The following is an 11,799-nucleotide window of genomic DNA, read 5'->3' as shown; positions in this document are numbered from 1 at the left end:
TTCCTCAGTGGATTATTGATCTGATTGTGCTTGTTCTAAAGCCCATTGTTTTATTAACTCACTAGCTTTAGGGTCTCCTGATTTAAGATTTTTGTAAAATTCAAAACCTTCCATCTTCTTACTAAAATCCTGAGAAGAACCTGCGGTTTCCGTCTTGTTAAAAGTATCCCCAGCCGAACTTTCTTTATTAAGTTGAGCGTAACGGTCAAAAAACTTAAAGGTCTTTTTAAAACCCCAAGTAGAAATAAGAGCTTTTACATCGTCATCAGGGATATTCTCCTGATTAAAATAGCGAGATATAGCACTCTCTCGAGTACCATACTCAGCTCCTAGCTCCTTGATTAAGGAATCCTTATCAGCCTCTAATGACTTATTCAAAGTTTCGGCACGTTGTTTTTCGAGTATCTCTCCAGATGAAATAAGTTTATCAACTACTTTTTGAGCTGTTTGAGCATCAACACCAGCTTCCTTAAAAGCTTGTGTATGAGCGTTAACCTCTTCAGCAGATACATACTCAGGACACTTAATCGAATATTCATCCTTAACCTGTGGTTGTTGCTCTGTTTGTTGACTAGATTGTACTTCTGAAATACCAGAGTCAGTTTCACTAGCCACTTGCTGGGATGAGGAGACTTGGTTTGTATCTTCAATAATTGTATTTTCTTCTATCATTACAGCATCCTTCAGTTAAATATTAAGAATTTCCAAAAACAGATTGTATTATGTCATCAGGAGTTAAAGAGAAAGTACGGGCGATATAGACAACCATGTACCGTTTTCCAGCTTCAAAAGCTAATTGGTTAGTATCAACAGAAGCGGAAACCTCTAATAGCCCACCTTCTCGCATCAAATCTTTGAAAACACGTTGTCCTTCTTCACTCGAAAACACACACTTATAATCTGCTTTATTGGCTTCCGCTTTTTCAAATAATTCTCTTAACGCCAAGTCATCAACATCCTCCATTTGCAAGTTAGCCAATTCTTTAACCTTTTGTATATCAATCATTAAAACTCTCCCTTATCTCCGCTTTTTGCTTTTCACGCAAAACATCTCCGGCAACTTTGGCACCTTCTTGCGTCCCGATAAGTTGAGATTGATTATGCATTTCTTGTTCTTTCATTTGTTCCATCTGCTTATATCTCTGTAATCTTATCTGTTTTACCTCCTCGTCATCTCGTAAGAAAACCGCTGGGGAACCTGAATTTTTGACACAAAAACGTGCGGCAGATTCAAAATCGTAAACATCAAGAATCTCAGGCTGGCCAGTTTTTGCGGATAATTCAATAAGACCGTTACAAGATTGATATACCGATGAAACCGCTTCAGCTTGTTGGTATTTAAATAACGGAGAAGTAGCCTCAACCTTTAAAAAATGTATAGAAGGAGATAAGTTGTTTGAGCCTTCAAATGTAGGAAGTTTCCCTTGAAAACTCAAAATATCAATTTCTCTAGCTACCATATGAGATAAAAAATCAGATTGTATACGTCCGATAATAGGAGCGACAAAAGCCCCTTTTTCTTTAGTCTTTTCTAACGATTCAGCAGCAGAACGAGAAGCTCTATCCTCTAAAATTTGGAACAAATCTAAAAGAAATAAACTATGAATAGAACTCTGTATTCTTTCAATTTCCTTGTAATAAGGATGCGGATTACCTAGAGGAATAGGATGAAAAAGAGCTTTACCTTCTTTGTTAACAGCCCCGATATTAACATGTCTAATCTTAAACTTGAAATCAAATTGTTTCGCATCTGCAGGGGCTATAAAAGGAGGATTTAAAGACAAACGAGCATATTGTGCTAACTCACTGGATATCTCGTTCAAACGTCTAATAGCAGGTAAAGCTTCCAAAGCTGGAGATTTGCCATATATCTCATCAGCCCTAGTCCTAAAACGCCCAACAACATAGCCTAGTGTAGCAATCTGCTTTTCTTCAAAAAAACGCTTCTCCTCAACACATACATATTTAGAATGAAAGTTCTTAAAACTATAACCATTCTTACCATCATCACGACGCTCCTTAATACTCTTCGGGTATACTGCATGAATAAATGTATATTTTTCGCAATCTTTTACTTCTAATGACCTCTTCATACTTGAGGATAAGACGTTTTCCCCCCATTTGCTAACTATCTGTTCAGCTGTAAACTTAAATTCCCTTAATACGGTATCTATATCTTGTTGATGATTAACCCATATGTAAACATCCTTGAATGGAACGGGTATATAACGGATACCGTCCTCTTTCCCTTGAGCGTCAATATCAGATTCAACATAAAAACAGCCAGTACCACACTCAACAGCACTCGTGTAAAAAGACTGCAAACACTGTGAAAACCCAGAATGTGGACGATCACGATAACGAAATAAAATATCAGTAATATCATCGCACCATGACATAATACTCTTTTCATCTAAAATATAAGTATCCTGTTGCTTAGATAATGGATAAGACAATCCATGCCAACGCTGCCCTTGCGGGGTAATTAAACTTGAAATAAGAGATGAAAGTTTTATACACGCTTCAGAACCTGTAGTGTCCCACATGGTTGAATTATGTGCTTCGTACGGATAAAGAAATTTTGATAATTCTTCAATCGAAGCGTTTAACGCCATACGATCATTCTTTAAAACGGTCAATTGCTCAATAAGCTGATTAGCGGTTTTACTCATGCAAATCCCCTACTGCCGTTATTGGAAGATAACAACGATGATAAAGTTACTCGTCTATAAGGATTTGTCACGTTATTGCTTTTCCAAAAATCCATAGCCTCTTTTTCATGCAGTCGTGCCATTTCGTCATCTGTTAAAGAATCGTCGGTTATTGAAGCTTTCTTTTCTTCCTGTTCAGACGACTTAAAGCTGAAGATATTTTTGATTGAATCCCAGTTTTCATAAACTCCATAAGCTCCTCCTACTAAACCCCCAGCAATAGAACCGTAAAGACCAAAGCGTCCCCCTATAGAAGCACCAGTATAAGCCTTAGATGCAGCGGATCCCGCAATATCCCAAATACTCTTCGATTTATCTTTATCTGCCATCAGCTCAAATGTTCCTCTTTAAACTTGGAAAACAAAAAAGTCACAAAACTCTCCAACAACTGCAAACTTGTATTTTGTTTATCGTCATAAAAATCAAATGGATAAAACAACCTCTTAACATTCCCAGAAAGTAAAGACCCTAGTTTCCCAAACCCTCTAAAGCCTATCAGATCATGGGTGGGTGGCTCCTTAAAGCCACTGCCTAAAAACCCAGCAAGAATAGGAACTTGAACAGAATGGGAAGCTTCCTCACTTGTTTTTTCTTCTATTTTTTTAGTTTCAGCTAATTGTTGTTCTTTTAGACGTTGCTGTTCTTCTATGCGTTGCAGTTCAGCTTCTCTTTGCTGTTCTTCTTGCAGTTCTTTTAGACGACGTTGCAGTACGGATTCTCTTCGCTGTTCTTCTACGCGTTGTCGTACGGCTTCTCTTTGTTTTTCGGCTAATTGTGGTTCTTCTAATATTCTAGCTTCGGCTAATCTTTGTTCTCTTAGTTTTTCGGCTTCTAGTCTCCATCTTGCCAGTCTTTCAAAAGGATTTTCCTTTGATGCTTCAGACTCTTGTGATGCTTCAGACTCTTGCTTCTCGTCCTTTCGACCCCATCTACCTCCTAAAAAGCTACTAACAGCAGGCGGGTCTTGTTGGGGAGGAGCCGATGGTATAATCCTAGATCGGAAATTAAAATTTCTAAGCATAACTCACCCAATTTAGAGTATGCCTCTGATTTATTAAAAGCTCATCAGCCTCGTACTGGTAAGAACGGCGTTTAACATGGTCTTTTCTCGCAGGATTAACCGCATAGGTATATGCTAAAGCATCCACAAAATCAGGACTTCTAACTCCAAATTTAGAACCACCTTTGCGTTTGCTCTCTATCGCTAATCGACCTAATGTATCTGTAAAAGCTTCTATAGATCTAAGCTCGTTAATCAATTCAGGATTATCTTTCGGAAGCGATAAACACCCAATAATTGCATCTTTAACTAAATCGTATAACTCAGATCTTAAATTACGATACCGCTCAGGTTCTGTACTGCTTCGTTGTCCTAATATCTGCTCAATCGGATAATATCCGTAATCTTCTAAATAATTAGCGGTAACAGAACCTATCCCATTAGCATCAACAACTATAGCATCGGGTTTATACCTATCAATTAAACCAGATATCTTCCTGTTAGTATCTCTAACAAGCTGACCAGACCAATAATCAGTGTGCTCAATAACATTGCCTCGACGGCATATAACAACCGTCTTATCTTCGCCTTCCCCAGCTATATCACAACCCATAATTAACGGTGCGTATGGATCAATTACCGCTTCACGCTCAATCGCTTCTAAAATGTAATTATAGGGAATAAAACTGTTGATTTCTTGTTTTGGAAATTGCCCTAAAATCTCAACTCGGGCTTGATCTGAATCAATGCCGTAACGGGCAATAATCTCCTCATAAAAACTTGGATCAATACCCTCAACGTCTCGTGTATCAATCTGATAACGTAGCCAATCAGTCAATGGAATATTAAATATATCAAAAAACCAACCTTCTAACCTACGAGGATTAGACGTCATAATCCAAAAACGATTAGCATTAACCTCGGTAAAAAAGCCAGTGATCGTTTTACATATAACACTAGGTATACCTGATGCCTCATCATTAAAAACCGCAATGCCATACGTATTATGATGACCAACAAAGGTATCAGGACGTTCTTCAGAATAGGTTTTACAAGTAATATTGTAGTGTTTAGAATCAATACCAAGGCTGGATTCTAGTAATTCCGCATACCAAACAGCAGGATGTAGAGATAACGATTGCATCTCAAACCAATGTTTATTCGGCAACATCGCAAGCCACTTACTAACTTCTGCCCATAATGTGCCCTTTAACTGCGTTTCTGAGTTGGCAAGACAGATTATAGACATACCCGCCCGAGTACTTATTAACCATAACATCAACCATGCATTAAACGTGGTTTTGCCTATACCACGCCCTGCAGATATCGCCATTTTTAATACTTTTGGATTGGGATTATTTTCATTATCAGCACAATGCCGATCAACATCCAGCATAGCATCTAATTGCCATTTGCGGGGTGCAGAAAAATTCTCAAGCGGTGTGTCTTTTACACCCCATGGAAAAAAATGTAAAACAAAGTTAGTAAAACTATTCTTGAATTCTTTTGATCCAATTAAGTTAATAAGTCTTTGTTCATCTTCTGTTTTTGTTGGAAGTACTTTTGTCAAAATAACAACTCATCAATCAAAACCATATCCGATAAGATTGAAGAGAATTACAGTCTGCCATCCATAACTCTCTTCAATCCTATCAGATAGAAAAAAGATGTGGTTAGGCAGAACCATCATGGTTACAATAACATAATATTAATAAAATGCAAGCAGTAAACCGACAGAAATAGCTTTTAATTTAATTTTTTCTGTTTTTATGAGTTATATAACAGGTTTTATTTTTTTAGCAAATAAAATAGGCTTTACGAGCTAAAGAAGCGGTGTTGTGTATATAAAATAGATATGGGTTTTAATATTTTCAAATAAGTAAAATTTTAATATTTTCTAAATTTTATAAAAATTGTCGGAGGGTAGGCTATATATCTCTAATGAAAAAGCATTGGGGGGCTACCCCCCTTCCAAAATCTTAAAAAGCCTCTAAAGCCTCACAGCATCATAAGCCTATAAAGCCTCACAGCATCATAAGCCTATAAAGCCTCACAGCATCATAAGCCTTTTAAAGCCCCACAGCATCATAAGCCTTTTAAAGCCTCACAGCATATAAAACCTAAAAAGCTCATAAACATACCTAGATTTTACTTTTTATGTAGTATGGTATTATTATCATCCTTATGTGCTTTTGGGATCTCAGTAAGCCTTTCTGGCTTTTTATGCCCTGTCTCTGGCAATTCCACTCCACCTACAGCCTTCAACCCCTTTTCCTTCATGCTTTGTTCTATTCTATTCAATATAGGCTTTAAATCTAAGGTGTGCTTATTCTCAATTGATATGTGATTGCCATATTTCTGACGATGTATCTTCTCTAATGTCCACATAAGACCTTTTTGCCTCCTATCTCGCATCTTGGAGTAAAATATCGGATTAGATAGTTCCTCTTCAGTCGGTTCAGGTTCATTAAGCATTTCATCAATCATATATTCCAATCTACAACGTACCGCCTCTTCATACTCTTTAGCATGATGCGGATACTTCTTAAGCCAATCGTAAAACGTATCATAATGCGGCATGTTAGGCTTTTTTAATACATGAGCAAGAGCTGAGCCATTAGCAACTCTTTTAATAATACTACTCATCAATGAAGCAGAATATCTAACTATAGCTTTTCTAGCTTTCTTAACTGTTTTATTCATATGGTTTTTATAGCATAAAGCATTGATTTTGTACAGTTTTAACTGCTTTTTCGTGCGCGCGAATATCGGGCTTTTGAAGCTTTGGAAGCACTCTTCAAAAGCCTTAAAAGCCTACAAGCCAATAAACAAATTGGAGAAGAAACAAAGTGAGTCAGCTGAGTCAGCAGTGAGCCAGCAGGTTTAGGCTTATCTGACTCACCCCAAAACTGCTATATGAGTATATAAACCCGTCTAGATTTAACTTTATATCAAAAGTGAGTCAGTGAGTCAGATGATTCGGGAACCTACGCACATATAGAGTTTTTTTACATTTTTTTTAAAAGTATATAAATACGTATATATGGGCTACTTTACGGATTCATCTGACTCACTGACTCACTTTTGTTGTTTTTTGATTTCTAAAGGCATCTCTGTGTCATTATGAGGATTTTAGGGTGAGTCAGATGAATTATTTTTGATGACTCACTGCTGACTCAGCTGACTCACTTTTTGAGCTTTAAAAGCGTCAACACTCTTTTTTTTACCAAGTTGCTTACTTTTTTGTGATATATGGGATTGACTAAGGAAGTTTATATCAGCTACGATATTCTCTTATCACATTGGAAACTTAAGTAGTTTCGTATGTTGTTGGTAGTATATTATAAATGATAAATCAAGAGATATTTTGAAAAAAGAATTACGACAGGACAGGTATGTGATAAAATTGTCTGTTTAAGTGACTGATCCGATAAACTCATCACGTGATTCCTTGGCATTCTCAATCTCATCACCCAAAAGAAGATCTGCTACAAACCGAATGTTATCTATATAAATCCATATTGGAATATTACAATTTGAAATAGATCTTCCCAGCACCAACTTACGCGTTGGAAAACGTCTTCCTACATATTTGCTAATTATATTTTCAATTTTCTCGACATTGCTTTCAATATTCATTCTTATAAAATAAGTGTTTGTCTCAATCTGATCACTCAGCTTCTGTAATTGTAAACCTAAACGTTGCTCTGGCGTTTTAGGAAACTTGTCAGTGTTAAAATCTCCATACTTTTCTATGTGTTCCACAACAGCTTTAGCGTATGAGACTTTCTTTTCCTCATGAGATAGTAATTTGTCACAATCTTTTTTCATCTCAGAGATAAGGTATTCGACACGTTTTATATCGTTTATCATTTTTATCTTAGTATTGCCGTTGAGTGCAAGAAAGAAAGATAGGATAATAAGCAATAAAAACGGATCAGGAGATATCCATATCAAGAAGGAATGAATTGTCTGTAAAACGTCACTTATAAAAAATAAACTAGGATGTTTGCTTGTAGGAACAAAACTAATCAACGTGTTAACTACTGCCGTAACTAGCAAACAATAAAAAATACAAGCTACAGTTCTTTTAAAGAGGTTCATATAAGCCGCCCTCCAAAAAGGTAGAAGAGATAACATATTACTCACCTCTTCCGGAGACCCGAGTAAAATAAGATTTGCTTTCGGGAAAAAAGAAATAATCGCATCCCACAATTTTAATTTCTTTTTCTCTTCTTGATTTTGAGCCATCAGACAACCACACTAAAACCAAAGAGAAATACCCTAATAAGTTGTGGACAAAACGAGATAAATACCTGTTTTCCTTGACTTTTATTTTTTCTCGTGAGAACGTGTGTTGTGTTGTGTTGTGTTGTGTTGTGTATCATTATTTGTACAATCCTTAGCTGATATAACCTTTTGTTCAGCTTTTAAACGTGTCATTAACATGGCTAAATCTCTGGTATCCATTTTCTTAATGTAGTTTATCGCTTCCTCTTTTAACTCTTTTTTAAGCTGTTTTAAAGGGGTGTAACGAATGGTTGTAGGCATGTCAACGCTACCTTTGGTTACAATACAGTTATCTCCAAAGTATATCCAGTCTAATGGCTTGTTTAAGGCACGTTTAATCTTAAGTGCTGTTTTGATTTCTGGGGTTCTATTTCCTTTTTCTATATTAAGAACCGCAACATAAGATATACCGATCCATTCCCCGAAAGCTTTAAGAGTCATACACTCTTTATTTCTAATATTCTTTATTCTTTTTCCTATTTCTATGGGATTGATAATTTCAACCTTATTGTGAGAATTTTTAACTATGACATTCTCGCCATCATATAACCAATCGAAAGACACGCAAAATTCATTGCGTAAAAACAATGCGTAGTGTGTACTGGCTGGTTGTGCCCCAGCTTCAAACCTAGCTATACAAACTTGCAACTGATTAGACAGCTTCCCTATTTGCTCTTGGGTGTAATTACGTTCTTCACGCACTTGTTTAAAGCGTGAGCCTATTATCTTCCAATCTAAGTTGTTTTTATCTTCTTGTTTCATATTTCCTTTATAGACTGATAGCAACAATAGTTCAAGGATTTAAGGCCATCGTCTAGAAAATAATTTATCAATAAAATATTATTTATAGGCTTGACTTATATATTTTATTGATACAATATGCCATCAATAAATCATCAGTTAACAAGAACAACCGCTGATTTAGCTGTAGTTAGAACGGAGAAAGAAAATAACAGAATTAAATATTGAACAAGTATCTTAAAGTTAGAAACTCTCACTGCCATTAATCAATAATTTAAACAGGATAATAACTCCCCTTTTTAGGGGGGATAAAGGAAGCAATTATGGATGAAACCACAATTAGCATAAAAGAAAGCATATCATCCCTTAGGTATTACATTTTAAACCAAGATGTCAACTACCTATATAACGCATACAATTGTCTTAGCCAGTGTACAATACAACTGCCAAACATTCTTAAAGCTCAAGATGATATATGCAAAATAACAAGGGATCTTGCGGATATGAATATTGAAGACTTTGAGGCTTGTGAGAAAGCTAAGAAGTTAGCTCAAGATTTAGAGTATTTCATATCTCATGTGGAAAGGGAAACTGTCTGTGTAGCTCATGATGTATGTGTATAAGGAGGTGTTAAAATGGCTTCATCAATTCTTAAAACACTGGATTTTGACACTATAGAGGAGATGGAAGAACACATTATATTTCGTATAGCTGAAGATAGGATAAGAGATGCGGATAGGAGGCTTTGGAAACATGTGTGCAATGGCTATCGCAAACACTTTTTAGATGAAGCTATTGTGATATTTGGTGATGTTTTACCCGTGAGATTTCCTGTTATTAAGGAAGCACTTTTTGAACTTCATAAGTTAAGAAGCGGAAAAGGAAATCTTAATAAAGCAGGACAGAAAGATAGAAGGTGTCAAATCCATAAAATACGAGAAGATTTACGAGATTTCACTAAATAATCTTAACTCAACTAAACTCTATAAAGGAAAATATCAAATGAAAATTAAAAATACCTTAATAGCAACAACGTTAATATCAGGTTTATTAGCTGGTTGTAATCTACTAGAAAGTGAAACTACTGATGTAGTCACTACTTCTACTAATAAATGCAAATGCAAAGGTGATTTTGAGACTTGCGACGAATGCAAGGTAGATATTGATGGGTTACCACAGGAATAAAGAGTAATACCCAACAAAACAGCCCCCTTTGATAGTCTCAGAGGGGGCTTAAGTAGATATAAAGTTTAAGGATAATAACTGGTGAGTAATTTAATTCCCTTTGAATTTGAAAGCAATAACATTCGTACTCTTGTTGATAAACAAGGAAATCCTTTATTTGTTGCGAAAGATATAGCTGAAGCTTTAGGTTATAATAATCCCAGTGATGCAGTGTATCAGCATTGCGATGGCTCTGTGTTTTACAGAACCATCATAGACAGTCTTGGACGAAATCAAAAAACTCGTGTTATAAAAGAACCCGATGTGTACCGATTAATAGTTAAGAGCAAATTGCCATCAGCTAAGAAGTTTGAACGTTGGTTATTTGAGGACGTCTTACCAACTATTCGTAAAACAGGTAGTTATTCGATTAGTTCAAAGACTGTTTCTCCTAATACACTACTTAGATTACACAAGCATTTTGAGCAGATAGCCAAACAAGCTGGATTGAAGGAAAACCAGTTGTTATTAAAGGTTAATCAGGGTGTTACAAGGATAACTGGTATCAACCAATTAGAAGCTATGGACATCGCCTATTTACCCTCTGCTGACAACGACGAATACCTTACCCCCACACAAATAGGTCAACAGCTAACTCCCCTACTTAATCCACAAGCGGTTAATCGGCTTTTACTTGATTTATCCCTTCAAGTTCAAAATCACGGTAGCAAAGGCTATGTTCCGACGTCTTTAGGCGAGGAGTTAGGCGGTCGTATGATGGATGTATCGAAAGCTCATACTAGCGGTTCAACCCAACAATTGAGATGGAATCAAAATAAAATAGTGCAGTATTTACAGTCATATATGGATAAACAAGACAATAAAAAGGAATGCCATGATTACTAAGAAGTACGAATTTACAGATGAGACTAAAGAACTTTTGGACTTTGAATCAACTGTTATTACGCTACATCGCATAAGAGCATTACGTGACTTTGGTGATGTTAAGAAGGGTGATTTAGGCGGTTGGATACAGAAAGAGAATAACTTATCCCACGCAGGTAATTGTTGGGTGGCTGATAACGCTAAGGTATGGGGTGATAAATCGAGAGTAACTGATAATGCTATGATATCTGACAATGCGGCAATATCTTATGACGCGATAGTATCTGATAATGTGATCGTATCAGATAATGCAAAAGTATCTGGAGAGGCGGAAGTTATCGGTGATGCGATAGTCCGTGATAATGCGGGAGTATTTGATAGTGCGAAAGTTAGCGGTAATGCGGTAGTCTGTGAGAATGCGTTCATATCTGATAATGCGATCGTCTGTGATAATGCGGAGATATCTGATAACGCTCGAATATCTGATGGCGCGGGGATATATGATAACGCGGAGATATATGATAACGCGGAGATATCTGAGAGCGCACGAATATCTGATAGGGCGAAAGTTAGCGACAATGCGCACGTATCTGATAATGCGAAGATATCTGATAATGCGGAGATATCTGATAACGCTCGAATATTTGAGGGCGCGGAGATATCTGGTAATGCTCGAATATATGGTAATGCGTTCGTATCTGAGAATGCGATAGTCTGTGATAATGCGGTAGTCCGTGAAAATGCATCAGTCTATCATAAAAAAGTCTGTGGTGATGAGATAATTAGCGGTAATGTGGAAATATGCGGTAGTTCGGTACTAAAAGGGAGCAAAAAATGATTACATTTTTACTTGTAATATGTGTTTTTCTATCTGGTATATCTATTTATTACTACTATGTAATTCAGGATTTACAGCGTGAAAACAAGCAGTTAAAGAAACGTAACGGTAATTCAACAAGAGTGAAGAGATGATCTTTAGTTATTTAGCTTTTATTTTATCTATTATAT

General features: G+C 36.4%; 15 protein-coding genes. 6 read left to right on the top strand and 9 right to left on the bottom strand.

The window, feature by feature from the left end; all coding sequences use genetic code 11:
- Positions 1 to 12 precede the first annotated feature (12 nt).
- From LAM_RS03285 to LAM_RS03245, 9 genes are all read right to left on the bottom strand, one after another.
- Positions 13 to 615, bottom strand: a complete 603-nt coding sequence (locus tag LAM_RS03285; RefSeq protein WP_144079408.1) for a hypothetical protein — start codon at positions 613 to 615, stop codon at positions 13 to 15.
- 79 nt (positions 616 to 694) lie between these two features.
- The gene (locus LAM_RS03280) at positions 695 to 979 is read right to left on the bottom strand and encodes a Bbp19 family protein (RefSeq protein ID WP_144079407.1); all 285 of its coding nucleotides are present in this window, start codon (positions 977 to 979) and stop codon (positions 695 to 697) included.
- Positions 980 to 998: 19 nt separating this feature from the next.
- Complete coding sequence (locus LAM_RS03275) at positions 999 to 2,672, bottom strand: portal protein (RefSeq protein WP_007557546.1); 1,674 nt, start codon at positions 2,670 to 2,672, stop codon at positions 999 to 1,001.
- Positions 2,669 to 3,040 (bottom strand): hypothetical protein, encoded by a 372-nt coding sequence (locus tag LAM_RS03270; RefSeq protein ID WP_007557547.1) that lies wholly within the window; start codon positions 3,038 to 3,040, stop codon positions 2,669 to 2,671. The genes LAM_RS03275 and LAM_RS03270 overlap by 4 nt, the downstream gene beginning before the upstream one ends.
- Entirely contained in the window at positions 3,040 to 3,732 is a 693-nt protein-coding gene (locus LAM_RS03265) for a flotillin family protein (protein WP_007557548.1), read from the bottom strand. The genes LAM_RS03270 and LAM_RS03265 overlap by 1 nt, the downstream gene beginning before the upstream one ends.
- Positions 3,725 to 5,281, bottom strand: coding sequence for a phage terminase large subunit (locus LAM_RS03260; RefSeq protein WP_007557549.1), 1,557 nt, complete (start codon positions 5,279 to 5,281; stop codon positions 3,725 to 3,727). The genes LAM_RS03265 and LAM_RS03260 overlap by 8 nt, the downstream gene beginning before the upstream one ends.
- A 578-nt stretch (positions 5,282 to 5,859) precedes the next feature.
- Entirely contained in the window at positions 5,860 to 6,414 is a 555-nt protein-coding gene (locus LAM_RS03255; RefSeq protein WP_007557551.1) for a terminase small subunit-like protein, read from the bottom strand.
- 711 nt (positions 6,415 to 7,125) lie between these two features.
- The gene (locus LAM_RS03250) at positions 7,126 to 7,962 is read right to left on the bottom strand and encodes a hypothetical protein (RefSeq protein WP_023466323.1); all 837 of its coding nucleotides are present in this window, start codon (positions 7,960 to 7,962) and stop codon (positions 7,126 to 7,128) included.
- A gap of 81 nt (positions 7,963 to 8,043) precedes the next feature.
- Positions 8,044 to 8,787: a helix-turn-helix domain-containing protein gene (locus LAM_RS03245; protein WP_144079406.1), complete on the bottom strand. Its 744-nt coding sequence runs from the start codon at positions 8,785 to 8,787 to the stop codon at positions 8,044 to 8,046.
- Between the two features lie 278 nt (positions 8,788 to 9,065).
- Here LAM_RS03245 and LAM_RS03240 point away from each other — a divergent pair, with 278 nt between their 5' ends.
- The 6 genes from LAM_RS03240 to LAM_RS05395 all read left to right on the top strand — a co-directional run bounded on the left by LAM_RS03240 (position 9,066) and on the right by LAM_RS05395 (position 11,763).
- On the top strand, positions 9,066 to 9,365 hold the full coding sequence (locus LAM_RS03240; RefSeq protein ID WP_007557590.1) for a hypothetical protein: 300 nt from the start codon (positions 9,066 to 9,068) through the stop codon (positions 9,363 to 9,365).
- 12 nt (positions 9,366 to 9,377) lie between these two features.
- Positions 9,378 to 9,707: a hypothetical protein gene (locus LAM_RS03235; protein WP_007557592.1), complete on the top strand. Its 330-nt coding sequence runs from the start codon at positions 9,378 to 9,380 to the stop codon at positions 9,705 to 9,707.
- A 37-nt stretch (positions 9,708 to 9,744) separates the two neighbouring features.
- Positions 9,745 to 9,927, top strand: coding sequence for a hypothetical protein (locus LAM_RS03230; protein WP_007557595.1), 183 nt, complete (start codon positions 9,745 to 9,747; stop codon positions 9,925 to 9,927).
- An 81-nt stretch (positions 9,928 to 10,008) separates the two neighbouring features.
- Positions 10,009 to 10,812: a phage repressor protein gene (locus LAM_RS03225; protein ID WP_007557597.1), complete on the top strand. Its 804-nt coding sequence runs from the start codon at positions 10,009 to 10,011 to the stop codon at positions 10,810 to 10,812.
- Positions 10,802 to 11,629, top strand: a complete 828-nt coding sequence (locus tag LAM_RS03220) for a hypothetical protein (RefSeq protein ID WP_007557598.1) — start codon at positions 10,802 to 10,804, stop codon at positions 11,627 to 11,629. Before LAM_RS03225 ends, LAM_RS03220 begins: the two co-directional genes overlap by 11 nt.
- On the top strand, positions 11,626 to 11,763 hold the full coding sequence (locus LAM_RS05395) for a hypothetical protein (RefSeq protein WP_187287990.1): 138 nt from the start codon (positions 11,626 to 11,628) through the stop codon (positions 11,761 to 11,763). The genes LAM_RS03220 and LAM_RS05395 overlap by 4 nt, the downstream gene beginning before the upstream one ends.
- Positions 11,764 to 11,799 lie beyond the last annotated feature (36 nt).

Source organism: Candidatus Liberibacter americanus str. Sao Paulo (assembly GCF_000496595.1).
Lineage (GTDB): Bacteria > Pseudomonadota > Alphaproteobacteria > Rhizobiales > Rhizobiaceae > Liberibacter > Liberibacter americanus.
This window is presented reverse-complemented; position numbering and strand designations above follow the sequence as displayed.